The following is a 24,593-nucleotide window of genomic DNA, read 5'->3' as shown; positions in this document are numbered from 1 at the left end:
CGCCCTTGTCGCCTGCATGCGCAAACTGCTCATCACGCTTAACGCAATGGTTCGCTCCAACACTCCCTGGCAGTCGGACTTCCATGACGCGTGACATTGCTCGTCTCAAGATAGTTGCTGTCGATCGTTGTTGTCCGCATTCGTAAGCGATGCGTTGGCCATGATCGTAGGGACGATTCTGCTACATGTAAAATACCTATTTCTGGCATCTGCCATATCATTAAAATATGGCAATCGCTGCCTGCGAAGGAACCCGCACCATGGAACTGCGTCACTTGCGTTACTTTCTGGCCGTCGCCGAAGAAGGCCAGTTCACCCGGGCGGCCGAGCGGCTCGCGATGCAGCAACCGCCGCTGTCGCAGCAGATCCGCCTGCTCGAGGAGGAGCTAGGGTTCGACCTGTTCATGCGGCTACCACGCGGCGTCGTGCTGACACCGGCCGGTCAGGCGTTCGCGCAGGACACGCAGCGCATCGTCGAGGGTCTGCAGCAGGCCGCTGAACGCGCAAAGCGAATTGCGCGTGGCGAGATCGGCACGATCGCGATCGGCCTCACGAGTTCGGCGAGTTTCCATCCGCTGACGACCGAGGCGATCCGCGCGTTCCGCCGGTTGCATCCCGATGTCGGCATCGACCTGCCCGACCTGAACGCGGCCGAGGTCAACGAGCGGCTCGCGAGCGGCCTCGTGCACGTCGCGTTTCTGCGCAAGCCAGTCGAGCGGCCAGCAGGTCTGGCGTTCAAGATGCTCGACGAGGAGCCGATGGTGGTCGTGCTGCCGGACAGCCATCCGCTGCTGAAGCGGCGTCGTACCGCCCAGCCGGAGGTCGCGCTCGACACACTCGCTGACGAGGACTTCATCCTCGTGCGCCGCCCCGGCGCGCCGGGCATGTACGCGGACATCCTCACGGCATGCAGGCACGCCGGTTTCTCGCCGCACATCGCGCGCGAGGTGCCGCGCATGCTGTCGGGCATCAAGCTCGTCGCGGCCGGGCTCGGCGTGACCTTCGTGCCCGCGTCGATGCAGCGCTACAGCCAGGTCGGTGTCGTCTACTGCCGGCTAAAAAAACCGCCGACGCTCACCGCGCCGCTGCACATCAGCTATGCCGAGGCCACACTGGGCGGCTCGAGCAATGGCGCCGCGAGCCTCTTCATCGAGTTCGTGCTGCAGCATTACCGGTCGCGCGGCGCGCATTAGATTCACACGCTGCAGCACAACGCCGCGCGACGATTTCCGCTACATTGAACGGCGATGCATCGATGACCGGTAGACCTGCACGGAGAACACATGGCAACGGATCAACCCTATTCGCCCACCGCGCCGTCGCGCGCCGACGTCGACGCGCTGCCCGGCACCGCGGTACTCGACTTCGGCACCGACTGGTGCGGCTATTGCCAGGGCGCACAGCCGCTGATCGAAGAAGGCTTCGCACAGCATCCGGGCGTGCGCCATCTGAAGGTCGAGGATGGACCGGGCCGGCCGCTCGGACGGTCGTTCAAGGTCAAGCTGTGGCCCACGCTGATCTTCCTGCGCGAAGGCCGGGAAGTTGCACGGGTCGTGCGGCCGACCGATGCCGCATCGATCGAGGATGGGTTCGCGGCGCTTCGTTAATACGCTGGCCGCGAGGTGATTGCCGGCAGCGCCGCATGAGCGGAGCCTGCATGGCTCGGCGCCTGAAGTGGGTCATACCATCGCTCCGGCATTTTTTCGCGCCCGGCCCCGCGTGCGGGCCAGGCCAGCGTCACCACGGCAGGATTTCGTTACGGTAGTTGACGAACACGAGCCCACGTTCGCCCGCGCGGCGATCGAGTGCATCGACGACGCCGGGGATGCTCGTGTCGATGTCGAGCGGCGCGTCGGCGCCGCCCATCTCCGTGCGCACCCAGCCCGGCGCGACCGCGTAGAACGTGCGCGCGTCGCCGGCACGCCGCACGACAAGGCTGCGCAGCATCGTGTTCAACGCGGCCTTGCTGCCGCGATAGACCTCCCAACCGCCGTTGACGTTGCCCGCGACGCTCGCCAGTTCCGACGACATCACCGCGACGCGCCCATCGGGCTTCACCCGCTCGATCAGCCGCTCGATCGCACGGATCGGGCTCAGCGTGTTCGTCACCATCACGCGGACGAACTCGTCGGTGGTCACATCGCCGGCGGGTTCCTGCGGATCGTTCGACACGCCCGCGTTGACGAACAATAGATCGAAGCGGCGCCCGGCGAGCCGCGCATCGAGCGCGGCGATCTGTTCGGGCTGAGCGATGTCGACCGATTCGATTTCGAGCCGTCCATTGGCTTCATCCTGCAACGCGTGCAGCGGCGTGCGTGTGGCGAGGTCGCGCACCGTCGCGACGACGCGCCAGCCGCGGCGCAGATATTCGCGCGCGAGACCCCAGCCGAGTCCGCGCGACGCGCCGACGATCAATGCAACAGGTGAATCGGACATCGTGTTCTCCGTGAAAGGGGCGGCTTCTGCGTGATAGCAACGCGCCGCGACAATTCATTGTCGTCGTGCGGGACCACAGAAGCGATAGCCGCGGGGTCATCGCACCGATGACCCCGCGGCATCGGTTGCGCGCAACTGTGCTGCCGCCCGGCATGTCGACTGTCCCTGTCGAGAGCACGTGCCGTCGTTGCAAAATCAATCGGCCAGACTGGCTCTCACGGCTGCACCCTTTCCTTCGCCAAGGCTCCTCGATGACATACGTGATGCACGACGTTTTTTCCGCGCAGTTGCTGCTCGCCTGCTCCGTCTATCTGGTCGGCACCGCAAGCCCCGGCCCGAGCAATCTCGCGATCATGTCGCTTGCGATGGGCAGCGGCCGACGCGCCGCGCTGACGTTCGCATGCGGCGTCCTGTCCGGCTCGTTCTTCTGGGCCACGCTCGCGACGCTGGGCCTCGCCGCGGTGCTCGCCGCATGCTCGACGTTGCTGATCGCGATCAAGATCGCCGGCGGTCTCTATCTGCTGTGGCTCGCGCTGAAGTCGGCGCGCGCCGCGTTAAGCGGCAACGCGCACGGGCCGGCCGCTGCCTCTGCTGCCGCGCAGCCGTATTCCGCGCGCCGGCTCTACCTGCGCGGATTGCTGCTGCATCTGACGAATCCGAAGGCCGTGCTCGTCTGGTTGTCGATCGTGTCGCTGACGATGTCGAGCCAGTCGTCGCACGCAGGTCCCGCGCATCCGGCGGTACTTGTCGCGAGTTGCCTCACGCTCGGCGTCGGCGTGTTCTTCAGCTACGCAGTGCTGTTCTCGACAGCATCCGCGCGGCGCATCTATGTCGCGATCCGGCGCTGGTTCGAGGCGTCGCTCGCGATCGCGTTCGGCGCCGCCGGGGTGAAGTTGCTGCTGTCGAAAAGCTGACGGAGAAGCCCACGGCGCAACGGTTGTGGGCTTCCCTGCACGTCCGGCAAACCTGACCTATAGTAGCTCCCGAGGTTCAACGCCGGTGCGGCTCGCCGCGTTCACATATTGAGATTTGCTGTGCGAAGCAATCCACGTCGTCCGCACATCCGGCATTCGATCCTCACGTAGCCTCTCGATAAACGTATACAAACACTTATGCCGGCGCGGACGCAGTCGGTCCGCTCCATCACGCGGAGAAAAGGATGAGAAAGAGGAAGACACTCATGGTCGCGGCGCTGTTGACGACAGCCGCCGCAGGGGCACAGGCGCAAACAAGCGTCACGCTGTACGGACGGGTCGACGCGGGTCTCGAATATATGTCCGGCGTACCGACGGGCGTCGGCGCAAACGGTCAGGCCACCGGCAGCGGACATCGCTTCAGGGCCGAGAGCGGCGACTGGGGCACGAGTCTGTGGGGCTTGAAAGGCCGTGAAGATCTCGGCGGCGGTCTGGCCACGGTATTCCACCTGGAAGGCTCGTTCAATACGGTGAACGGCACGATGAGCAGCGCAGGTCTGTTCGACCGCTATGCGACGGTCGGTATCGCAAGCGACAAGTTCGGTACGCTGCTGCTCGGCCGCGAACTGTTCATCTCGAACGGCGTGTGGGACTTCGATCCGTTCGGCCAGTCGAACTGGTCGTCGGCGTCGCTGGTACGTGGCCGCAACTGGCTGCATTCGAGCAACAACATTTCGTACCAGTCGCCGACCATCGCCGGGTTTGACGCATTCGGCCAGTACGCGCTGTCGAACGCCACCAACTGGAACGGCAACGGTACGACGCCGCAAGGTCGCTGGGCCGGCCTGCAGCTGACCTACACGACGCCGCTCTTCCAGTTGCGCGGCATCTACGACGAAATTCGCAGTTCGGAGAACGGTCAGTTCGTCGACCCGTTCACCGCATCGCGCGAATACACGGCCGCCTTCAACGTGTTCCTCGGCAAGTTCAAGATCCAGGGCGCGTATCAGGCGATCCGCACGTCGGGCGGCACCGCAACCGCCGGTATCGCACCGACGACCCTCGATCACGAATGGGGCGGCGTGACGTGGCAAGCGACGCCGGCCGCCGCGCTGATCGCGGCGGTGTATCACGTGAACGCGAACAAGGGCGCGGGCAACGCGACGATCTACACGGTCGGCGGTACCTACAACCTGTCGAAGCGCACATTGCTCGACATGCAGATCGCCACCGTGCAAAACAGCAAGACGGCCAACTTCGGCCTGAATGCGAACAACGAAGGCGACACGACCGCGACCGACAATCCCCTCGTCGGTCACAGCCAGTCAGGCGTTTACGCCGGCATCCAGCATCTGTTCTAACAGCGGTATTCGCGCGGCGGCGGGTTTTACTACGCCGCCGCGCGTTGTCTTCCTCCTTTCGTTTTACTCCCTTCGGTAACGCCACATTCATCGTTTCTCCGTCCTTGCATTTTTCGCTTTTTATGTGCAGTATGCATATATGCATACTGCACACGAATAGGTGACACGATGACCCAACGCACGGAAAACCTGCTCGGCGTGCTTGCCGTGCTGGTCACGGATGAAATGAATAGCCAGGACACGCCGACCGCGCTCGCGGGTGCCACCACGCGCGCGATGCTGAACGCGATAGGACAGTACCCGCATTCGTCGATCGAAACGCTGCGCGAAGCGGTCGATCTGTCGCATCCCGCGGCGGTGCGCGCGGTGGCGGGGCTCGTCGAGGCGGGCTTCGTCGAAAAGAAAGCCGGTGACGACCGACGCGCAGTGAAGCTCGCACTGACGGCTACGGGCCGCCGCGAAATGCAGCGCATGCGCGGCGCACGCGACCGGATGCTGAAGCGCATCGTCGGCCGGCTCGACGACGGCGAACGCGGCACGCTCGAAAGCCTGCTGATCAAGATCCTGTGGGAAGAAACGCGTGACCCGTCGCACGCGATGCAGCTATGCCGATTCTGCGACGACGGCCCGTGCCTGAAAGCGGGTTGCCCGGTCGAATGCCGCGAACAGGGCCTGCCGATGCCCGCGCGGAGCGCAGTGTGAATACGCGCAGCACAACCCGGATCGACTGGCGCGCGGTCGGTGCGTTGAACGCGGTGTCGACGTTCGCTCAGATCGCGCAGTTCGGCCTCGGCTTCATGGTGCTGCCGGTCTGGCTCGCGCATCAGGGCCTCGACGCGCCACGCGCCGGCATGTTTTCGAGCGCGCAATGCACGGGCATGCTGGCCGGCCTGCTGATCGCGCCCGTGCTGCTTGCGCGGATCGGCGCACGACAGACTGTGCTGCTCGGCCTCGCATTGACGGCACTCGCGTTCGCGATGATGGGCTTCGTCGGTTGGCCGCTGTGGATCGTTCCAGGCGCGTTGATCGGCATCGGACTTGGGCTGCGCTGGATCGGCAACGAGACCTGGCTGTACGGGCTCGTGCCGGCGGAATCGAGCGGGCGGATCGTCGGTGTGCATGAGGCGCTGATCGCGACAGCGGGTGTCGTTGCACCGGCGCTTGCGGCGTTGTCCGGCGTCGACGGACGCGTCACGTTCGGCGCGGGCGCGGTGTTCACATTGCTCGCCGCGCTGCCGTTGTGCGCGACGCGCTACGACCGCCGCATGCACGTGCGTGCGCGGCCCCGTTCGTCTTTATCGTTGCGCCTGCTGCGTATCGAACCGATCGATGGACTCGTCTGCCTCGGCATGGTCGCCGCCGCGATCGGCGGACTCAGCGACGGCGCGTTGTACGGCTTGCTGCCGCTATTCGCAGCCGGCCGCGGACTGGGCAGCACGCAAGCCGCGACGCTGTTGACCTTCCTCGGCATCGGCGCGATCGCGCTGCAGTTTCCGGTCGGCTGGTTTGCCGATCGCGCAGGGCTCACCGCTGCCGTGATCGTCGCCGCGGCGCTGAACACGGCGGCGGCGGTGTCGTTCGAACTCTCCGATGCATCGTCGTGGCAGATGGCCGTGAGCGCGCTCGTGCTCGGCGGCGCGAACAGCGCGTTCCTGACGCTCGGCATGGTCGCGGTGGCGGGGTCAACCGGCACGACACCGGGCCGCAACATGCGGCTGATTTCGGTGTCGTTCGGCGTTGGTGCGATCGTCGGGCCACTTGTTGCCGGGTATTCGATGCAGGCGCTTGGTAGCGATATGCTGATGTGGCAGCTTGCGCTGCTGAGCGGAGGGCTTGCGGTGTATGCGGTTGGAGTGCGGGAGGGACGGCGGAGGTTGACGGAGGTGCCGTCTGCGCGGTGAATGATGAGCGGATGCAGTGATGGCCCTCGCCACTTTGACGGAATGTGCCACTCACGACGGCCGGGCCGGCACGCCGACGTCTTTCGGAGCAAATTCGTAACCCGCTGCCGACACTCAGCGTTGCGGGAAGTAGTCATTCACGTGCGCCCTGTACCCAGAAATGGTCAATGATTGTCCAACCTGCACGCCTTGGTTGCCGCGTACTCTTGCCGCTCGGCGGACAGATCATCGTGGCCTTCGGGTCGCCATGCGGACGGGGAAGCGCATCGCGTAGGATTCAAGCGGCAATTGCAGAGCGTTGGTGAGATAGCTTACTGTTCGATAGAGGCCCGCGAGCATCAGCATCTCAAGGATCGCCTCCTCTGCGAAGTGTGCGCGCAGCACCTGCCATGAGTCTTCGTCGACACTACAGTCGCGATGCAGTACGTCACACATTTGCAAGATGGCTGAGTCTTCGGCCGACCAGCATTCGTCTTGAGGAGTGCCGTGTACGAGAGCCTCGATCTGCTCAGCCGAGAAATCGACACGCGCGCCAAAGAAGGCCATGTGTACCCCCCACTCGTACTCGGATCCACACAGCGCGGTGGTTCGATCGATGATCAACTCGCGTTGCCGCAGAGTCAGGTGGCCACGGTCCAGCAAGCTGGCGGCGAAGAATTTGCCAAACAACCGCTCGTCGCGAGCCATCGTCGTGAAGAGGCTAAGCGGCGGCACACCTGGCGGCATGATCTTCTCGAGGATCTCATGGATGGCTGGCGGAAACGGCAGCTGAGCGGGTGCGATACGGGCGGGCATGTCACATCCTCGTGCTATATTTTCAATAGCATATCCTGGTCACATCGCTATGAAAAGTAAAGCATGAAGATACCTAAAGTTGGCAAACCGGTGCGTGGGTCAACGACGGGCCGCCCCATCATGGTCGCGCTCGATCTGCTTGGACGACGGGCGGCGCTACGCATCTTGTGGGAATTGCGGGGCGAGCCGCTGACGTTTCGCGCACTGCTTGAGGCGGCCGATACCAATCCCAGTTTGCTCAATACCCGGCTCAAGGAATTGCGAGAGGCGGGGCTCATCGATCATGCGGGACAGGGATACTGTCTGACCGAGGGAGGGGTGGCGTTACGGACGGCGTTACGGCCGCTACACGATTGGGCGGAGACCTGGTGCAAGTGATACCGGAATGGCATCTTCTCACTCAGGACATTAGCCCGAAAGCATCATGTTATCCAGTTGATACGCGCGCCGCATTGATGCGATTTCCTGACGCTCGATACCCATTGTCGACCATCTGGATATCGACGCAGAACGACTCTTGCTGGCCGCGAACTGCCCACCCGCACGCCCCCTCAAGCACCGGGCTAACCAGCGCGACACCCGCCGCGCCGGAACCATCACATCACCGCGCCCCCACCTTCTGCTGCCTCCACAAACACAGCACATCACAAGCAATATGCGCCGCCGCAAGCGCGGTAATCTCACTCTGATCATAAGCAGGCGCAACCTCAACCACATCCGCGCCAATCAGATTCATCGCCCCCAACCCACGCACAATCGCCAGCGCCTGCGCCGATGACAAGCCACCCGAGACCGGCGTACCCGTACCCGGCGCAAAAGCCGGATCGAGACAGTCGATATCGAACGTCAGATACGCGGGTCGCTTGCCGACGATCGTCTCGATCCGCTCGATCACCGCGCGCGTGCCGTGTTCATGCACCCACGGCGCGTCGAGAATCTGCATGCCCATGAAATCGTCGTTCCACGTGCGGATGCCGATCTGCACCGACGTCGCCGGATCGATCAGCCCTTCCTTCACGGCCTTATAGAACATCGACCCGTGATTCAGGCTATCGGGACTGTCGTCGGCCCACGTGTCGCAATGCGCGTCGAAGTGGATCAGCGACAGCGGCTTGCCATACTTCTCCACGTGCGCAATCAGCAGCGGATAGGTGATGTAGTGATCGCCGCCGAACGTCAGCATCTTCGCGTTCGATTTAAGAATCGTGCGCGCATGCTCGACGATCGACGGCTTGATCGTCAGCGGGTTGTGCGCATCGAACCAGCAATCGCCGTAGTCGGTCACCGCGAGGTCGTCGAATGGACTAAAACCCCACGGAAACGGACGCAATTCCGATAGCTGCACGCTCGCGGCACGCACCGCCGCAGGCCCGAGACGCGCGCCGGAACGGAACGTGGTCGCGAGGTCGAGTGGTATGCCCGACACGACGACGTCTGCGCCTTCGAGTTCGCGCGTGTAGCGTCGCCGCATGAACGACAGCACGCCGGCATAGGTGTTTTCGATCGAGGAGCCGTAAAGGGACGGACGGCGTATTGCACCGTCGCCATAAAGCAGTTCGGTCATGGGATAAACCTGCTGAAACAGGCCGGCGGCCCGCGCTTCATCAGAGGCGCGCGAGTCCGCCAGCGACGGATTCATTGGGAACGCGACGGGCACGCGTCACGTGCCGCACCCGCCGCGCTGGTGCGCGAATCCTTTAGCGCAACCGCACGAGCGTGGACTTCAGCTCGGTGTACTTCTCCAGTGCGTGCAACGACTTGTCGCGGCCGTTGCCCGATTGCTTGTAGCCGCCGAACGGGAAATTCATGTCCCCGCCCTCGTCATAGCAGTTGACCCACACGGTGCCCGCGCGCAGGCTGCGCGACACTTCGTGCGCGGTGGTCAGGTTCGATGTCCATACCGCAGCGGCGAGACCGTACTCGCTATCGTTCGCGATCCTGACCGCTTCGTCGACGGTATCGAACGTGATCACCGACAGCACCGGTCCGAAAATTTCTTCACGCGCGATCTTCGCATCGGGCTTCACGTCGAACACGGTCGGCTCGACATAGAAGCCACCGGTTTCCTGCTTGACGCGCGAACCACCGAATAGCAGTTTCGCTTCGGCGCGACCGGCGTCGATATAGCCGAGCACGCGATCGAGCTGCACCTGATCGACGATCGCGCCCATCGACGTCTTCGGATCGAGCGGATTGCCCGGCGTATAGTCGCGCGCGGCAACCGCAAGCCGTTCGAGGAATGCATCCTTGATGTCGCGATGCACGAGCAGGCGCGAACCCGCGGTACACATCTCGCCCATATTGTAGAAAATCGCGCCCGCCGCCGCATTCGCCGCGCGATCGAGATCGGGGCAATCGGGCAGCACGATGTTCGGCGACTTGCCGCCCAGTTCGAGCCACACGCGCTTCAGGTTCGATTGTCCGGCGTATTGCATGATCAGCTTGCCGACATTCGTCGAGCCAGTGAACGCGAGGCAGTCGACGTCGTGATGCAGCGCCAGCAGCTTGCCCGGTTCGCCACCGCCCGGCACGACGTTGAACACGCCCGCCGGAATGCCCGCGTCGTACGCAAGCTGTGCGACGCGGATCGCGGTGAGTGGCGATTTCTCCGACGGCTTCAGCACGACGCTGTTGCCCGCCGCGAGCGCGGGGCCGAATTTCCACGCCGCCATCAGGATCGGAAAATTCCACGGCACGACCGCAGCGACGACGCCGATCGGTTCACGCGTGACGAGGCCGACCAGATGATGGTCCGAGGGCACCACTTCGCCACCGACCTTGTCGATCGCTTCAGCGAACCATTCGACGCAGTACGCGGCGCCCGGCACATCGACGCTCGTCGTGTCGGCGATCGGCTTGCCCGCGTCGAGCGTTTCGAGCAGCGCCAGTTCGTCGCGATGCTCGCGCATCAGCGCGGCCCAGCGCAACAGCACAGATTTGCGCTTGCGCGGATTGAGCCCGGCCCACACACGCGCGTCGAATGCACGACGTGCGGCGGCAACCGCCGCGTCGATGTCGGCTGCACCGCTGTCCGCGACCTTCGCGAGCAGCTTGCCGTCGATCGGGCTCACGCAGTCGAACGTGCGGCCTTCGTGCGTGTCGCGGTACGTGCCGTCGATGAATGCGCGGCCCTCGATCGAGAGGGTCGCGGCCTTGTCCTGCCAGTATGCGAACGTTTGCTTGTCCATCAGGATGCCTCAATGTGTATGGCTCGCCGCCGTGCTTCAATCGGAACCACATAGACGGCGAACGCGTTGACGCGGCGTCAGAATCTCGGAAGGTCAAAACGTCAGAATGTCGGTGGGGAATTCGCCGACACGACCTCGCAGATCTGCTCCGCGCTGGGATTACGAAAACGGTGCGGAATACGGCTTTCGAAGTAGTAGCTGTCACCGGGGTCGAGCAGCCACGTCGTGCCGTCGACAGTCAGTTCGATCTGACCGCTGACCACGACGCCGCCCTCGTGTCCCGCGTGCTGCAGCATCTCCGGGCCGGTATCGGAAAGCGGCTGATACACCTCGCGCATGATGCACATGTTGCGGTCCTTCATACCGGACCCCGCGAGATAGAACTCGATCGATTCGTTGCCGAGGTTCGGCATCTCGGCGCGTCGCGACACGACACCGCGGCTCGCTTCGACTTCGAACGTGAAGAACTCGGCGAGACTCATCGGTATGCTCTCGAGCAGTTTCTTCAGCGAACCCACCGACGGACTCACGCGATTCTGCTCGATCAGCGAAATCGTGCCGTTCGTCACCCCCGCGCGTTTCGCGAGCTCGCGCTGCGACAGGCCGTGTTTCTTGCGGATGTACTGCAGACGGGTCGCTACTTCAATGGACATCGATAGGCTCGTCGAACGGGTGGGCGTGCACGCGAAACGCGGCCGCGAGTGTTGAATATTCTAATCACTTTAACGCGCGCGCTGCCCGGGAAAACCCTGAAAGGTCATCGAAATATTGCGCGCGCAATCGGCATTCCCAATCGGCCTGAATCGCCGCAACGCCTCGGGTAAGCCCTGATCAAGGTTTCGCAAAAAGCATTTGACGGCATTTTTGGCTCGTATATGCTGAACTACAGGTCATCGTCATGCCGTCGTAACCGCCCCATGCAAGGTACTTCGCCCGCTCGTTTGCGGTGCGGCACGGAGGTTGGAAGCGTCCATGGTCGACGAGACCCGCGTCCCGTTTCTTTAAACGCTTTTTGCGTTTTATCGGGTGGGGCGTTCAACAGTTTCAACACCAGGTCGAGTGTAATCGTGAGAGTCCGAGGCCCTTTGGTTAGGTGGGATCGTAGTCAGCCGGCGAGATGTTTTCGCGCTGACTGCTCCATCGCCGACGGCAGCAACGGCAGGCTTGCGTTTCGCCGCTTTCTGTCCGTCTTCACGATCCTTTCCCGCCGTTCAGTCAGACGCCACAACGCCGTTTCCGCGCGCGCATTCATCGCTGTGCGCACCGACGAAGTCGCTTCGCTGCTGCCGTAGCGCCTTCCCTCCTTTCGCCGTTCGCTTCGTCCGTCTGCGTCAGCGCGCCGCGCACTGTTCTGCGCCGGTGACGGTATGCACTCGCGTGTCGTTCCCGCGCATTGCGCCGGCCGCGCGACGCCGCGGATCGAAGCGAACAGCCAGTCTGTTCGTCACACGCGGCGCGGTCCGCTGACGACCGTCCGCCCGCTGTTTCCAGCGGCCTTGCGCATCCGCGCACGGCAGCGGAATCGTGCCGCGTGTATGGTGCACTGACCGCACCCCGATCCACTTCGACACCACGATTCGTTATGCATACGAAGCCCCTCGTCGGCATTAGCGCCGACAGAACGATGATGGGAGCGCATCCGTCGCACACCGTCGGCGAGAAGTACATCGCCGCGATCGTCGACGGGTCGCAGGCGCTTGCGATGCTGCTGCCCGCGCTCGGCGACCGGCAGGCCGCTTCCGACATCCTGCGGACGGTCGACGGGCTGCTCTTCACCGGCAGCTATTCGAACGTCGAGCCGCAGCGTTACGGTGGCCATCCGAGCAAACCCGGCACGCTGCACGACGCGGCCCGCGATGCGACGACGCTGCCGCTGATGCGCGCCGCGATCGACGCAGGCGTACCCGTGCTCGCGGTCTGCAGGGGCTTTCAGGAAATGAACGTGGTGTTCGGCGGCACGTTGCATCAGAGCGTGCATGCCGTGGCGGGGTTCGACGACCATCGCGAGAACAAGGAAGACGTGCTCGACGTGCAGTACGGACCGTCCCATGCGCTCAAGCTGACCCAAGGCGGTCTGCTGCAGCGGCTCGCGAACGGCGCGATCGACGTGCGCGTGAACTCGTTACACGGTCAGGGCATTGAGCGGCTCGGCGACGGCCTCGTCACCGAAGCCGTGGCACCGGACGGACTGATCGAAGCGGTGAGCGTCGCGGGCGCAGCGGCTTTCGCGCTCGGCGTGCAGTGGCATCCGGAATGGAAGCACGCTGCCGACCCGTTATCCACCGCGATATTCCGCGCGTTCGGCGACGCTTGCCGGGCGCGAATACGGAACAGGGCCGCCGCCGCGTGCGCGAATTGACCGGCATCCGCCGGCAATCGCACCGTAGCCTCGGCCCACGTAAACCTAGAGAGAAAAATCATGCATGAGATCGACGAATTCCTGAAGAAGCACCGCATCACCGAGATCGAAGCGATCATCCCCGACATGGCCGGTATCGCGCGCGGCAAGATCATTCCGCGCAGCAAGTTCGAATCCGGAGAGTCGATGCGCCTGCCACAGGCCGTCATGATCCAGACCGTCACCGGCGACTATCCGGAAGACGGCACGCTGACCGGCGTCACCGATCCCGACATGGTGTGCGTCCCCGATCCGTCGACGATCCGCATCATTCCATGGGCCGTCGATCCAACCGCTCAGGTGATCCACGATTGCGTGCACTTCGATGGCACGCCGGTCGAAATCTCGCCGCGCCGCGTGCTGCGCCGCGTGCTCGAAATGTATAAGGCAAAGGGCTGGAAACCGGTGGTCGCACCGGAACTCGAGTTCTATCTGGTCGACATGAACAAGGACCCCGACCTGCCGCTGCAGCCGCCGATCGGCCGTACGGGCCGGCCGGAAACCGGACGTCAGGCGTATTCGATCGAAGCGGTGAACGAGTTCGATCCGCTCTTCGAAGACATCTACGAGTACTGCGACATCCAGGAGCTCGAGGTCGACACGCTGATCCACGAGGTCGGCGCGGCGCAGATGGAAATCAACTTCATGCACGGCGACCCGCTGAATCTCGCCGACCGTGTGTTCCTGTTCAAGCGCACGGTGCGCGAAGCCGCGCTGCGTCACCACATGTACGCGACGTTCATGGCAAAGCCGATGGAGAACGAACCCGGCTCGGCGATGCACATCCATCAGAGCCTCGTCGACGAAGAAACCGGCCTCAATCTCTTCACCGACAAGAACAACCAGCCGACCGACCTGTTCCACGGCTACCTCGCCGGGCTGCAGAAATACACGCCCGCACTGATGCCGATCTTCGCGCCGTACATCAACTCGTACCGCCGGCTGTCGCGCTTCATGGCCGCACCGATCAACGTGCAGTGGGGCTACGACAACCGCACGGTGGGTTTCCGCATTCCGCATTCGGGACCGGCCGCTCGACGCATCGAGAACCGCATCCCCGGCGTGGACTGCAACCCGTACCTCGCGATCGCCGCGACACTCGCGGCCGGCTATCTCGGCATGACGCAGCGCCTGACGCCGACCGAGCCGCTCACGAGCGACGGCTACGAGCAGCCGTACCAGCTGCCGCGCAATCTCGAGGAAGGCCTGACGCTGATGGGCGCATGCGAACCGCTCGCGAGCATGCTTGGCGAGCCGTTCGTGAAGGCGTACCTCGCATTGAAGGAAACCGAATACGGCGCGTTCTTCCGCGTGATCAGTTCGTGGGAACGCCGGCATTTGCTGCTGCACGTTTGAGCAGCCAGAACAACTGGAGGCAACATGAGTTACAGAATCGAGGATTCCGCGTACATCCAGCCCGCACAGCCCGCCGCGGGCGCGCAGGCACAGGTACGCAGCACCGCCGAATACCGCGCGCTCGACGCCGCGCATCACATTCACCCGTTCTCCGACATGGGCGCGCTGAATCGCGCGGGTAGCCGCGTGATCGTGAAGGCGAAGGGCGTGTACCTGTGGGACTCGGACGGCAACAAGATCATCGACGGGATGGCCGGCCTGTGGTGCGTGAACGTCGGCTACGGCCGCAAGGAACTCGCCGATGCCGCGTACCGGCAGATGCAGGAACTGCCCTTCTACAACACGTTCTTCAAGACCACGCATCCGCCGGTCATCGAACTGTCGGCGTTGCTCGCCGAACTTGCGCCCGCGCCGTTCAACCACTTCTTCTATTGCAACAGCGGCTCGGAAGGCAACGACACAGTACTGCGTATCGTCCATCAATACTGGGCGACACAAGGCAAGTCCGCGAAGAAATACGTGATCTCGCGCAAGAACGGTTATCACGGCTCGACGATCGCGGGCGGTACGCTCGGCGGCATGGGCTACATGCATGAGCAGATGCCATCGAAGGTCGAGCACATCGTGCACATCGACCAGCCGTATTTCTTCGGCGAAGCAGCGGCCGACGAAACACCGGAAGCGTTCGGCCTCGCCCGTGCGCAGCAGCTCGAAGCGAAGATTCTCGAACTCGGCGCGGAGAACGTCGCCGCATTTATCGGTGAGCCTTTCCAGGGGGCGGGCGGCGTGATTTTCCCGCCGTCCACGTACTGGCCGGAAATCCAGCGCATCTGCCGCAAGTACGACATCCTGCTCGTCGCCGATGAAGTGATCGGCGGTTTCGGCCGCACCGGCGAGTGGTTCGCGCATCAGCACTTCGGCTTCGAGCCCGACCTGATCACGCTCGCGAAAGGTCTGACGAGCGGTTATGTGCCGATGGGCGCGGTCGGTCTGCACGATCGCATCGCAAAGGCGATCGTCGAGAACGGCGAATTCAATCACGGCCTCACGTATTCGGGGCACCCGGTCGCGGCGGCGGTCGCAGTCGCGAACCTGAAGCTGCTGCGCGACGAGAAGATCGTCGAGCGCGTGAAGACCGACACGGGTCCGTACTTTCAGCAGCAGTTGCGCGACACGTTCGCGGGACATCCGATCGTCGGCGACATCGCCGGCACGGGGCTCGTCGCGGGTCTGCAGCTCGCCGAAGTGCCGAAAACGCGGAAGCGTTTCGCGAACGGTGGCGACGTCGGCACGATCTGCCGCGACTTCTGCTTCAACGGCAACCTGGTCATGCGTGCGACCGGCGACCGGATGCTGCTGTCGCCGCCGCTCGTCATCACGAAGCTGGAAATCGACGAGATCGTGTCGAAGGCGAAACAGGCACTCGACGCGACCGCGCAACAAGTAGGTGTCTGGTAACGGCAGTCCGTCCCGGCAGGCGCGGCGACCCACACGCCGTCAAGCCATGCCGGGATCTCAACTTCAGAGGAAAAAACCATGAGTGTTCGTCATCTTCGTCATGCGGTCGCGGGGGCCGCACTGGCTGTCGTTGCAGGGCTCGTCGCGCTCCCGGTCTCGCCGGCGCTTGCCGCCGACAACGAGCTGAACGTCTATAACTGGTCCGACTACATCGCAAAGGACACGATTCCGAACTTCGAGAAAGAGACCGGCATCCACGTCAAATACGATAACTACGACAGCGACGACACGCTGCAGGCGAAGCTGCTCGCGGGCAGTTCGGGCTACGACATCGTCGTGCCCACGTCGAACTACATGGCCAAACAGATTCAGGCGGGCGTCTACCAGAAGCTCGACAAGGCGCAGATGCCGAACCTGAAAAACCTCGACCCGGTGCTGATGAAGCTGATCAGCGACGCCGATCCGGGCAACCAGTACGGTGTACCGTGGGCCTATGGCACCGACGGCATCGGCTACAACGTGCAGGCCATCCAGAAGGCGCTCGGCGCCAATGCGCCGGTCGACAGCTGGTCGCTCGTGTTCGATCCGGCGAACCTGTCGAAGCTGAAGGGCTGCGGCGTGTCGTTCCTCGATCAGGCGGTCGACGTGTTCGCCGCGGCGCTGCAGTACCTGCATAAGGATCCGAACAGCACGAACCCCGCCGACTACCAGGCCGCGTTCGAAATGCTGAAGAAAGTCCGCCCGTACATCACGCAGTTCAACTCGTCGGGCTACATCAACGATCTCGCGAACAACGACGTCTGCGTCGTGCTCGGCTGGTCCGGCGACGTCGGCATCGCACGCCGCCGCACGCAGGAAGCGAAGCGCTCGTACGAGATCAAGTTCTCCAATGCGAAGGAAGGCGGTCTGCTGTGGTTCGACGTGATGGTCGTGCCGAAGGACGCCCCGCATCCGGAAGCCGCGATGAAGTGGATCAACTACATCGAAGACCCGAAGGTCAACGCCGCGATCACCAACGAAGTGTTCTACCCGACCGCGAACAAGGCCGCGCGTCAGTTCGTGATTCCGGGTGTCTCGCAGGACACGACCGTGTATCCGGGCGACGAGGTGCTGGGCAAGATGACGCTGATGCGGCCGATGCCGACGGACATCCTGCGACTCCAGAACCGCCTGTGGGCACAGCTGAAAACAGGTCACTGAATCTCTTAACCGCTGACGACATCCGCGGCGCAGGGGTCGCTCGATCCCTGCCCGCCTGAAGTACGCAGTACGGTAGTTAGCCTGCGCCGTCACACGCGCAGTCCCATGTTTTCCGATCGCTTCACGCTTTGTGAGTGGCTCGCGCACCTCGCACGGGGACGCTTACGCCTGCGATCCGCAACGAATGGTTACACCATGAACTCGACGCCTTCCCCTCAGACCGCCCAGCCGGCAGGTCAAACGGCCGCGACGAAAACGACATCGGACGATTTCGTCCGCATCGAAAACGTCGTAAAGAAATTCGGCGACAGCATCGCTGTCGACAACGTAAGCCTGACCATCGCGAAGAACGAACTGTTCGCGCTGCTCGGTAGCTCGGGCTGCGGCAAGTCCACGCTGCTGCGCATGCTCGCGGGGCTCGAGACGATCACGTCGGGGCGCATCTTCGTCGAGGGCGAAGACCTCGCCGCGCTGCCGCCCTACCGACGCCCGGTAAACATGATGTTCCAGTCGTATGCGCTCTTTCCGCACATGACGGTCGAGTCGAACGTCGCGTTCGGCTTGAAGCAGGAAGGCGTGCCGAAAAACGAACTCAAGGAGCGCGTCGCCGATGTTCTGAACCTCGTGCAGATGAGCAAGTACGCGCAGCGCAAACCGCATCAGCTGTCGGGTGGCCAGCAGCAGCGCGTTGCGCTCGCACGATCGCTCGTCAAGCGGCCGAAGCTGTTGCTGCTCGACGAACCGATGTCCGCGCTCGACAAGAAAATCCGCCAGAAGACCCAGCTCGAACTGGTCAACATCATCGAGAAGGTCGACGTGACCTGCGTGATGGTGACACACGACCAGGAAGAAGCGATGACAATGGCCGGCCGGCTCGCGGTGATGAGCGAAGGCCGTATCGTGCAGATCGGTTCGCCGTCGCAGGTCTACGAATTTCCGAACAGCCGCTTCTCCGCCGAGTTCATCGGCACGACCAACCTGTTCGAGGGCGTCGTCGTCGAAGACGAGCCGGACCACATTTTCGTCGAGAGCGAAGACCTTGAAGCACGGATGTACGTCAGTCACGGCATAACCGGGCCGCTCGGGATGCCGGTCGGCATCTCGGTGCGCCCCGAGCGCGTGAGAGTGTCGCGCGAGCGCCCCGCCGCACCGCATAACTGGGCACACGGCATCGTCTCCGACGTCGCGTACATGGGCAGCTACTCGCTGTATCACGTGCGACTGCCGAGCGGCAAGGTGGTCGTGTCGAATCTCTCCAGTTCGCACCTGATGAGCGAGGGCGCGCCCTCGTGGAACGACGACGTGTTCGTCCACTGGTCGCCGGCAAGCGGCGTGGTGCTGACGCAATGAGAACGACCGCCCCCACCTCCTCCGTCGCGCTCGCCCCAGGCCAGCGCGCTTCGTCCACGTCACGGCTCAGTCGCTATCTGTCGCGCTTCGTACCGTCAGGCCGCACCACGGTGATCGGCGTGCCGTTCATCTGGCTTGCGCTGTTCTTCGCGCTGCCGTTCGTGCTCGTGCTGAAGATCAGCTTCGCGGATCTGCGGCTCGGTATTCCGCCGTACACCGAGCTGCTGACCGCGAAGGACGGCATGATCCACTTCGCGCTGCAGCTCGGCCACTACGCGTTCCTGCTGCAGGACAGCCTGTATGCGGCGACCTACCTCAGTTCGCTGAAGATGGCCGCGGTATCGACCATCTGCTGTCTTCTGATCGGCTATCCGATCGCGTACTACATCGCGCGCTCGGCACCGGCCACGCGCAACCTGCTGATGATGGGCGTGATGCTGCCGTTCTGGACGTCGTTTCTGATCCGCGTTTATGCATGGATCGGCATCCTCAAGGACGACGGCCTGCTGAATCACACGCTGATCGCGCTCGGCATCATCCACTCCCCGCTACGCCTCTATCACACCGATGCCGGCGTCTATATCGGCATGGTGTACTCGTACCTGCCGTTCATGGTGATGCCGCTCTACGCGCACCTCGTGAAGATGGACCTCACGCTGCTCGAAGCCGCCTACGATCTGGGCGCCAAACCGTGGACCGCGTTCACGCGGATCACGCTGCCGTTGTCGAAGAACGGGATCATCGCCGGCAGTCTGCTGGTGTTTATTCCCGCGGTGGGCGAGTACGTGATTCCAGAACTGCTCGGCGGCGCCGACACGCTGATGATCGGCCGCGTGATGTGGGATGAATTCTTCAACGACATGGACTGGCCGATGGCATCCGCCGTCACGGTCGCGATGGTGTTGCTGCTGCTCGTGCCGATGGCCGTGTTCCAGTACTACCAGGTCAAGGAACTGGAGGGCGCGAAATGATTCAGCCAAACAAACGCATCTCCGCCGGCGTGCTCACGCTGGGCTTTCTGTTCCTCTACATCCCGATCATCAGCCTCGTGGTGTTTTCGTTCAACGAGTCGAAGCTCGTCACCGTGTGGTCGGGTTTCTCGCTGAAGTGGTACGGCGCGCTGCTGCAGGACGACGAGCTGCTGACCGCCGCGTGGCTGTCGCTGAAGATCGGCCTGATGACCGCATGCGCATCAGTCATGATCGGCACGTGGGCGGGTTTCGTGCTCGCGCGCTTCGGCCGCTTTCGCGGCTTCACGCTCTTCGCCGGGATGATCAACGCGCCGCTCGTGATTCCCGAGGTGATCCAGGGCATCTCACTGCTGCTGCTGTTCGTCGCGCTCGAGCAGATGCTTGGTTGGCCGAAGGGACGCGGCGTCCTGACCATCTGGATCGGCCACGTGATGCTGTGCGTGTCGTACGTCGCGATCATCGTGCAGTCGCGGGTGAAGGAATTGAACAAGTCGCTCGAAGAAGCCGCGCTCGATCTCGGCGCGACGCCGCTGAAGGTGTTCTTCCTGATCACGCTGCCATTGATCTCGCAAGCGCTGATGGCCGGCTGGCTGCTGTCGTTCACGCTGTCGATCGACGACCTCGTGCTGTCCGCGTTCCTGTCGGGTCCGGGCTCGACAACGCTGCCGCTCGTCGTGTTCTCGCGCGTCCGGCTCGGCCTGAATCCGGAGATGAACGCACTTGCGACGATCTTCATCACGATCGTGACGATCGGCGTGATCGCGGTCAACCAGTGGATGCTGGCGCGCGACCGCAAGCACACGCGTGACATGCAGCTCGCGTTCGCGCCGCCCGCGACGGACCCAGTCACCCCTTCCCTTCAACCTGCCGCCGTGACCCAGGCGCTCGACGCGGCCCGCGCATAAGCAGTGCCTCGCAATACGACTACAAGGAGAACGTCAATGAAGATGAAACTGATCTGTCTGCTGGTCGCGGGAACCCTACCGGGTGTCGCGCTGGCCGACTCCACCAGCGCCCAGCTAAAGGCGATGCAGGCGCAGTTGAACGCGCTGCAAAAAGAGGTCAAGGAATTGCGGGCTCAGGTCGCCAGCAAGAAGGCGGCGCCGGGGGCGCCCGCGGTCGCGGCCTCGCCAGGCGTTGCGGGCAAGGCGGGCACGCCGGCGGTCGCGGCGGCGCCGGTCGACGTGTCGTCACCAGACTACGGCAACGCGCAGGCGTCACTGACCAACGACCAGGTCGGCGCGATGAAGCAGCAGATCGCCAACCAGCAGCTGAAGGTCGATTCGCTGGTCGATGCGGCGAATACCGGACCGCTCGCAGGTCTTTCGGTGACTGGCTATCTCGACCCGACCTACATCTACAACCGTGCGGCAAGCAGTTCGTCGTTCCTGTTCGGGAACCACGAAAGCAGCTACAACTACTTCAACAGCACGTTCGGCGATCTGTACCTCGACATCAAGAAGACCTTCGGTGTTGGCCCGATGGCGCCGTCCGCGGAAGTCACGCTGATGCCGAACCGGGGCAACGGCATCACGCTGCTGACAAACGAGCACGGCAACATCGGCAACAACCTGTTGAACACGGCGGTTATCACGGTGCCGGTTACCGCGACGACGACCTTCGTGGCCGGCCTGATGCCAAGCTTCGGCGGCTATGAAGTGCAGCAGTCGAACCAGATGCTGACGCTCACGCACAACCTGCTGTATGACTTCTCCGATCCGGGCAGCTATATCGGCGTCGGCGTGAACTACACGGGTGACGGCAGCAACTGGGCGTGGAAGTTCATGCTGGGCAATGAACAGTACCGCACGTATGGTTCCGTGGTGCAGACGGGCACCAACGCGCTGGGCGATCCGATCACGAGCAGCAACAAGATCCCGACCTTCACGGCCCGCCTCGATTACACGTGGTCGAGCGCGCTGGATATCGGCGGCTCGTTCAATATCGGACGCCAGACGCTGGCGGCGTCCGTTGACAACAACGGCAACGGTGTCTACGGGGTCGGCGGCGGGGCGAGCAACCCGTATGGTTTGTTCTTCTTCGGCGAAGCTGACCTGGCCTACACCCAGGCCGACGTGCAGTACAACGCCGAAGTCGACTACGGCCAGCAGCAGAACGCGGCGTTCAACGGCGGGCAGGCACAATGGTACGGTATCTCGCTGCTCGCGCACCGCAAGTTCAGCATGCCGGTGGTGGGCCGGATGGGCGTGACCGCACGTTATGACGCACTCGTCGACAGCAAGAACGGCGGCGGCGGCGGCGGTGTCGCGCTGAACTCGAACGGCATGGATACGGCGGATGGCTTCGGCATCGGCGCGGACTGCCTTGCCAATTCGAAGGCAGGCGGCGGCCTCGGCTTCGAGTGCAAGGGCGCGATCCATCAGGACGTCGCGCTCGACCTGCTGTTTTATCCGACCCAGCAGATCACCGTGAAGGTCGAATACCGGCACGACTGGGCGAACAAACACGTGTTCCTGCGCAACGACGGCTCGTACGCGAAGTCCAACGACCTGGTCGGCACGCAGCTGATCTACGCGTTCTAACGTATCAGGCTGGAGCGCGGTGCGATGCATTACTGCACCGCGTTTCGGCTCTCTTTTGTGTCTCTGCCTATGGCCAGCTTTTCGCAGCAACCTCATGTCGCGTCTTACTACGCGGCTACCGTCAACGACACGACCGTTCATCCGCCGCTCGACACCGACATCGCCGTCGACGTATGCGTGATCGGCGCCGGTCTCACCGGCATCTCCACCGCGCTGAATCTCGCGGAGCGCGGCCATTCGGTGGCTGTGCTCGAAGCATCGAAAGTCGGCTGGGCCGCGAGCGGACGCAACGGCGGCCAGTTGATCGGCGGCTTCGCGTGCGACATCGATACGTTCGCCAAATATCTGCCCGAAGAAGACGTGCAGCGCATCTGGGCGATGGGCCTGGAAACGCTCGACATCGTGCGCATGCGCGTCGAGAAGCATCAGATCGACTGCGATCTGACCGCGGGCTACCTGACCGCTGCGAACAAGCCGCGCGACGTCGACGCATTGCGGCAGTGGCGCGATACCGCGGCATCGCGCTTCGGCTACGACCGGTTGCGCTATGTCGAACGCGATGCGCTCGGCCAGTACGTGCAGTCGTCGCGCTACCTCGGCGGCCTGTTCGATCAGGACAGCGGCCATCTGCATCCGCTCAACTACACGCTCGGCCTCGCGCGCGCCGCCGTCGCCGCGGGTGCGCGGATCTTCGAGGACAGCTGCGTCACCGCGCTGCGCCGCGAAGACGGCCGGCACGTTGTGCGGACTGCACGCGGCACCGTGCGTGCGCAGTTCGTCGTGCTCGCGTGCAACACGTACCTCAATACGCTGGCACCGGCCGTCGCGCGCAAGATCATGTCGGTCGGCACCTACGTGATCGCGACCGAGCCGCTCGGCGAAGCCCGCGCGCAAGCGCTGATGCCCGCGCAGGCGGCCGTGTGCGACAGCAGTTTCGTGCTCGATTATTTTCGCCCGGCGCCGGACGGCCGGCTGCTGTGGGGCGGCAAGGTCAGCTACTCGACACTCGAGCCGCACAATCTCGCGCAGGCGATGCGCAGCGACATGCTGAAGACGTTCCCGCAACTCGAGGACGTCGCAGTCGATTACGCGTGGGGCGGTTTCGTCGACATCACGATGAACCGCGCGCCGCACTTCGGCCGCATCGAGCCGACCGTCTATTTCGCGCAGGGCTTCTCGGGGCACGGCGTCAACACGACCGGGCTCGCGGGCAAAATGATCGCCGAGGCGATCGACGGTCAGGCGTCGCGTTTCGACCTGTTCGGCAAGATCGAACACCGCGATTTCCCCGGCGGCGCTACACTGCGCACCCCTGCACTCGTACTGGCGATGGCGTGGTATCGCCTGAAGGATCTGCTTTGATGGCTGACAGTCTCGACCGCCGCGCGGATGACCTGATCCGCGACTCTTACTACGAAGCGAGCGCGACGCGCCCGTCCACCGACGATCCCCAGCTGCAAGGGTCGCACGAGGCCGACGTGTGCGTGATCGGCGCGGGCTTCGCAGGGCTGTCGGTGGCGCTCGAATGCCGCGCGCGCGGTCTTTCAGTGATCGTCGTCGATGCGCACCGGCCGGGCTGGGGCGCATCGGGTCGCAACGGCGGACAGATGATCGTCGGTTTCGCGAAAGACCCGGTGATCGAACAGCAGCTTGGACTCGACGGCGCGCGCGCGGCGTGGGCGCTGTCGGTCGAAGGCGTGAAGCTGATCCGCGAACGGGTCGAGCACTACGGTATCGATTGCGATTTCACGTCCGGCTATCTGACCGTCGCGACGAAACCGAAACGCGTGCCCGACCTGCGCGCGTGGATGGATGCGGCGACGCAGCGCTGGGGGTACGCGCAGCTGTCGTGGCTCGACACCGACGCGATACGGGCGCGTATTGCATCGAAGCGTTATCTGGCAGGCGTCTACGATCCGTTGTCCGGCCATCTGCATCCGCTCAAGTATTGCCTCGGACTCGCCGACGCTGCACGACGCGAGGGCGCGCAGCTGTTCGCGCATTCGGCGGTGGTCGAGGTCGTGCGCGGCGCGCGTCCGGTCGTGCGCACCGCGGCGGGCGAGGTGCGCTGCCGCTTCGTCGCTGCCTGCGGCAACGCGACGATGGGCGACGTACTGCCCGCCGGCATCGCCGCGCGCATCGCGCCGATCGCGTCGTACATCGTCGCCACCGAACCGCTCGGCGAGGCGCGCGCGAACGCGCTGATCGTGGGACGCGAAGCGATCTGCGACAACAATTTCGTTCTCGACTACTTCCGTCTGTCGGCCGATCACCGCGTGCTGTTCGGCGGGCGCGCGAGTTCGTCCGGCGCGTCGCCGGCGCAGCTCGCCGATGCGATCCGTGTACGGATGCTCGACGTGTTCCCGCAGCTCGCCGACGTGAAAACGGCCTACGCCTGGGGCGGTTTCGTCGACGTCACGCGCAATCGCGCACCGGACTTCGGCCGGATCGATCCGAATTACTTCTACGTGCAGGGCTTTTCTGGTCACGGTGTCGCACTAACCGGGATCGCGGGGCGCGTTGTCGCTCAGGCGATGGCCGGCGAGAGCGCCGCGTTCGATCTGTTTGCGAAGCTGCGGCATGCGCGGTTTCCGGGTGGGCCTGCGCTGCGTGGGCCGGCGCTTGAGATTGGGATGTTGTATCACCGGATACTTGAGCTGTTCTGACCGTTCCGTATTTCTCCTGTAACGAGGGGCAAAATTTTTGCAGTAGTGTCCGGCCG

The 24,593-nt window shown here is 63.6% G+C and carries 23 protein-coding genes; 18 read left to right on the top strand and 5 right to left on the bottom strand.

Features of this window, described 5'->3' with window-relative positions:
• The first annotated feature begins 260 nt into the window (after positions 1–260).
• Complete coding sequence (locus tag ACREXZ_RS27110) at positions 261–1,193, top strand: LysR family transcriptional regulator (RefSeq protein WP_431767219.1); 933 nt, start codon at positions 261–263, stop codon at positions 1,191–1,193.
• A 90-nt stretch (positions 1,194–1,283) separates the two neighbouring features.
• Positions 1,284–1,607 (top strand): thioredoxin family protein, encoded by a 324-nt coding sequence (locus ACREXZ_RS27105; protein WP_431767218.1) that lies wholly within the window; start codon positions 1,284–1,286, stop codon positions 1,605–1,607.
• A 130-nt stretch (positions 1,608–1,737) separates the two neighbouring features.
• On the opposite strand, the gene ACREXZ_RS27100 is transcribed toward ACREXZ_RS27105, so the two are convergent.
• Positions 1,738–2,436 (bottom strand): SDR family oxidoreductase, encoded by a 699-nt coding sequence (locus ACREXZ_RS27100; protein WP_431767217.1) that lies wholly within the window; start codon positions 2,434–2,436, stop codon positions 1,738–1,740.
• A 251-nt stretch (positions 2,437–2,687) separates the two neighbouring features.
• Between ACREXZ_RS27100 and ACREXZ_RS27095 the strand changes: the two genes are divergently transcribed.
• The 4 genes from ACREXZ_RS27095 (at position 2,688) to ACREXZ_RS27080 (ending at position 6,612) form a co-directional block, all read left to right on the top strand.
• A complete protein-coding gene (locus ACREXZ_RS27095) occupies positions 2,688–3,350 on the top strand; it encodes a LysE family translocator (protein ID WP_431767216.1) in 663 nt (220 codons plus the stop codon).
• A gap of 245 nt (positions 3,351–3,595) precedes the next feature.
• A complete protein-coding gene (locus ACREXZ_RS27090; protein ID WP_431767215.1) occupies positions 3,596–4,711 on the top strand; it encodes a porin in 1,116 nt (371 codons plus the stop codon).
• Positions 4,712–4,879: 168 nt separating this feature from the next.
• Positions 4,880–5,413 (top strand): MarR family winged helix-turn-helix transcriptional regulator, encoded by a 534-nt coding sequence (locus tag ACREXZ_RS27085; protein ID WP_431767214.1) that lies wholly within the window; start codon positions 4,880–4,882, stop codon positions 5,411–5,413.
• Positions 5,410–6,612, top strand: coding sequence for an MFS transporter (locus ACREXZ_RS27080; protein ID WP_431767213.1), 1,203 nt, complete (start codon positions 5,410–5,412; stop codon positions 6,610–6,612). The genes ACREXZ_RS27085 and ACREXZ_RS27080 overlap by 4 nt, the downstream gene beginning before the upstream one ends.
• A gap of 225 nt (positions 6,613–6,837) precedes the next feature.
• Here the strand turns inward: ACREXZ_RS27080 and ACREXZ_RS27075 are convergent, their stop codons facing one another.
• Complete coding sequence (locus ACREXZ_RS27075) at positions 6,838–7,407, bottom strand: carboxymuconolactone decarboxylase family protein (RefSeq protein ID WP_431767212.1); 570 nt, start codon at positions 7,405–7,407, stop codon at positions 6,838–6,840.
• A gap of 63 nt (positions 7,408–7,470) precedes the next feature.
• Between ACREXZ_RS27075 and ACREXZ_RS27070 the strand changes: the two genes are divergently transcribed.
• Positions 7,471–7,785: a winged helix-turn-helix transcriptional regulator gene (locus ACREXZ_RS27070; RefSeq protein WP_431767211.1), complete on the top strand. Its 315-nt coding sequence runs from the start codon at positions 7,471–7,473 to the stop codon at positions 7,783–7,785.
• Positions 7,786–8,008: 223 nt separating this feature from the next.
• Here ACREXZ_RS27070 and speB read toward each other — a convergent pair whose 3' ends face one another.
• The 3 genes from speB to ACREXZ_RS27055 form a co-directional block, all read right to left on the bottom strand.
• A complete protein-coding gene (gene speB, locus ACREXZ_RS27065) occupies positions 8,009–8,971 on the bottom strand; it encodes an agmatinase (protein ID WP_431767210.1) in 963 nt (320 codons plus the stop codon).
• A gap of 133 nt (positions 8,972–9,104) precedes the next feature.
• Positions 9,105–10,595 carry an aldehyde dehydrogenase gene (locus ACREXZ_RS27060; protein ID WP_431767209.1) on the bottom strand — a complete coding sequence of 497 codons (1,491 nt, stop codon included), beginning with the start codon at positions 10,593–10,595 and terminating at the stop codon, positions 9,105–9,107.
• Positions 10,596–10,696: 101 nt separating this feature from the next.
• Positions 10,697–11,248, bottom strand: coding sequence for a cupin domain-containing protein (locus ACREXZ_RS27055; RefSeq protein WP_431767208.1), 552 nt, complete (start codon positions 11,246–11,248; stop codon positions 10,697–10,699).
• Positions 11,249–11,662: 414 nt separating this feature from the next.
• Here ACREXZ_RS27055 and ACREXZ_RS27050 point away from each other — a divergent pair, with 414 nt between their 5' ends.
• The 11 genes from ACREXZ_RS27050 (at position 11,663) to ACREXZ_RS27000 (ending at position 24,537) form a co-directional block, all read left to right on the top strand.
• The gene (locus tag ACREXZ_RS27050; RefSeq protein WP_431767207.1) at positions 11,663–11,887 is read left to right on the top strand and encodes a hypothetical protein; all 225 of its coding nucleotides are present in this window, start codon (positions 11,663–11,665) and stop codon (positions 11,885–11,887) included.
• Between the two features lie 290 nt (positions 11,888–12,177).
• Positions 12,178–12,954 carry a gamma-glutamyl-gamma-aminobutyrate hydrolase family protein gene (locus tag ACREXZ_RS27045; protein WP_431767206.1) on the top strand — a complete coding sequence of 259 codons (777 nt, stop codon included), beginning with the start codon at positions 12,178–12,180 and terminating at the stop codon, positions 12,952–12,954.
• 60 nt (positions 12,955–13,014) lie between these two features.
• Positions 13,015–14,349: a glutamine synthetase family protein gene (locus ACREXZ_RS27040; RefSeq protein WP_431767205.1), complete on the top strand. Its 1,335-nt coding sequence runs from the start codon at positions 13,015–13,017 to the stop codon at positions 14,347–14,349.
• Positions 14,350–14,373: 24 nt separating this feature from the next.
• Positions 14,374–15,807: an aspartate aminotransferase family protein gene (locus ACREXZ_RS27035; protein ID WP_431767204.1), complete on the top strand. Its 1,434-nt coding sequence runs from the start codon at positions 14,374–14,376 to the stop codon at positions 15,805–15,807.
• A 78-nt stretch (positions 15,808–15,885) separates the two neighbouring features.
• Positions 15,886–17,007 (top strand): polyamine ABC transporter substrate-binding protein, encoded by a 1,122-nt coding sequence (locus tag ACREXZ_RS27030; protein WP_431767203.1) that lies wholly within the window; start codon positions 15,886–15,888, stop codon positions 17,005–17,007.
• 195 nt (positions 17,008–17,202) lie between these two features.
• Complete coding sequence (locus ACREXZ_RS27025; protein WP_431767202.1) at positions 17,203–18,357, top strand: ABC transporter ATP-binding protein; 1,155 nt, start codon at positions 17,203–17,205, stop codon at positions 18,355–18,357.
• Complete coding sequence (locus ACREXZ_RS27020) at positions 18,354–19,328, top strand: ABC transporter permease subunit (protein WP_431767201.1); 975 nt, start codon at positions 18,354–18,356, stop codon at positions 19,326–19,328. The genes ACREXZ_RS27025 and ACREXZ_RS27020 overlap by 4 nt, the downstream gene beginning before the upstream one ends.
• Complete coding sequence (locus tag ACREXZ_RS27015) at positions 19,325–20,233, top strand: ABC transporter permease subunit (protein ID WP_431767200.1); 909 nt, start codon at positions 19,325–19,327, stop codon at positions 20,231–20,233. The genes ACREXZ_RS27020 and ACREXZ_RS27015 overlap by 4 nt, the downstream gene beginning before the upstream one ends.
• A 36-nt stretch (positions 20,234–20,269) precedes the next feature.
• Positions 20,270–21,871, top strand: a complete 1,602-nt coding sequence (locus ACREXZ_RS27010; protein WP_431767199.1) for a DUF3138 family protein — start codon at positions 20,270–20,272, stop codon at positions 21,869–21,871.
• 69 nt (positions 21,872–21,940) lie between these two features.
• A complete protein-coding gene (locus tag ACREXZ_RS27005) occupies positions 21,941–23,233 on the top strand; it encodes an NAD(P)/FAD-dependent oxidoreductase (protein WP_431767198.1) in 1,293 nt (430 codons plus the stop codon).
• Positions 23,233–24,537: an NAD(P)/FAD-dependent oxidoreductase gene (locus tag ACREXZ_RS27000; protein WP_431767197.1), complete on the top strand. Its 1,305-nt coding sequence runs from the start codon at positions 23,233–23,235 to the stop codon at positions 24,535–24,537. The genes ACREXZ_RS27005 and ACREXZ_RS27000 overlap by 1 nt, the downstream gene beginning before the upstream one ends.
• Positions 24,538–24,593 lie beyond the last annotated feature (56 nt).

Origin of the sequence: Paraburkholderia sp. (assembly GCF_050742655.1) — a bacterium.
Taxonomy (GTDB): domain Bacteria; phylum Pseudomonadota; class Gammaproteobacteria; order Burkholderiales; family Burkholderiaceae; genus Paraburkholderia.
The sequence above is the reverse complement of the archived record's forward strand: the minus strand, read 5'-3'. Positions and strand labels throughout refer to the sequence as shown.

Excerpts from the sequence above, each read along its gene's own strand:
- ACREXZ_RS27110 (WP_431767219.1), top strand. The coding sequence starts at position 261 with ATGGAACTGCGTCACTTGCGTTACTTTCTGGCCGTCGCCGAAGAAGGC.
- ACREXZ_RS27105 (WP_431767218.1), top strand. The coding sequence starts at position 1,284 with ATGGCAACGGATCAACCCTATTCGCCCACCGCGCCGTCGCGCGCCGAC.
- ACREXZ_RS27100 (WP_431767217.1), bottom strand. The coding sequence starts at position 2,436 with ATGTCCGATTCACCTGTTGCATTGATCGTCGGCGCGTCGCGCGGACTC.
- ACREXZ_RS27095 (WP_431767216.1), top strand. The coding sequence starts at position 2,688 with ATGACATACGTGATGCACGACGTTTTTTCCGCGCAGTTGCTGCTCGCC.
- ACREXZ_RS27090 (WP_431767215.1), top strand. The coding sequence starts at position 3,596 with ATGAGAAAGAGGAAGACACTCATGGTCGCGGCGCTGTTGACGACAGCC.
- ACREXZ_RS27085 (WP_431767214.1), top strand. The coding sequence starts at position 4,880 with ATGACCCAACGCACGGAAAACCTGCTCGGCGTGCTTGCCGTGCTGGTC.
- ACREXZ_RS27075 (WP_431767212.1), bottom strand. The coding sequence starts at position 7,407 with ATGCCCGCCCGTATCGCACCCGCTCAGCTGCCGTTTCCGCCAGCCATC.
- ACREXZ_RS27070 (WP_431767211.1), top strand. The coding sequence starts at position 7,471 with ATGAAGATACCTAAAGTTGGCAAACCGGTGCGTGGGTCAACGACGGGC.
- speB (WP_431767210.1), bottom strand. The coding sequence starts at position 8,971 with ATGACCGAACTGCTTTATGGCGACGGTGCAATACGCCGTCCGTCCCTT.
- ACREXZ_RS27060 (WP_431767209.1), bottom strand. The coding sequence starts at position 10,595 with ATGGACAAGCAAACGTTCGCATACTGGCAGGACAAGGCCGCGACCCTC.
- ACREXZ_RS27055 (WP_431767208.1), bottom strand. The coding sequence starts at position 11,248 with ATGTCCATTGAAGTAGCGACCCGTCTGCAGTACATCCGCAAGAAACAC.
- ACREXZ_RS27045 (WP_431767206.1), top strand. The coding sequence starts at position 12,178 with ATGCATACGAAGCCCCTCGTCGGCATTAGCGCCGACAGAACGATGATG.
- ACREXZ_RS27040 (WP_431767205.1), top strand. The coding sequence starts at position 13,015 with ATGCATGAGATCGACGAATTCCTGAAGAAGCACCGCATCACCGAGATC.
- ACREXZ_RS27035 (WP_431767204.1), top strand. The coding sequence starts at position 14,374 with ATGAGTTACAGAATCGAGGATTCCGCGTACATCCAGCCCGCACAGCCC.
- ACREXZ_RS27030 (WP_431767203.1), top strand. The coding sequence starts at position 15,886 with ATGAGTGTTCGTCATCTTCGTCATGCGGTCGCGGGGGCCGCACTGGCT.
- ACREXZ_RS27025 (WP_431767202.1), top strand. The coding sequence starts at position 17,203 with ATGAACTCGACGCCTTCCCCTCAGACCGCCCAGCCGGCAGGTCAAACG.
- ACREXZ_RS27020 (WP_431767201.1), top strand. The coding sequence starts at position 18,354 with ATGAGAACGACCGCCCCCACCTCCTCCGTCGCGCTCGCCCCAGGCCAG.
- ACREXZ_RS27015 (WP_431767200.1), top strand. The coding sequence starts at position 19,325 with ATGATTCAGCCAAACAAACGCATCTCCGCCGGCGTGCTCACGCTGGGC.
- ACREXZ_RS27010 (WP_431767199.1), top strand. The coding sequence starts at position 20,270 with ATGAAGATGAAACTGATCTGTCTGCTGGTCGCGGGAACCCTACCGGGT.
- ACREXZ_RS27005 (WP_431767198.1), top strand. The coding sequence starts at position 21,941 with ATGGCCAGCTTTTCGCAGCAACCTCATGTCGCGTCTTACTACGCGGCT.
- ACREXZ_RS27000 (WP_431767197.1), top strand. The coding sequence starts at position 23,233 with ATGGCTGACAGTCTCGACCGCCGCGCGGATGACCTGATCCGCGACTCT.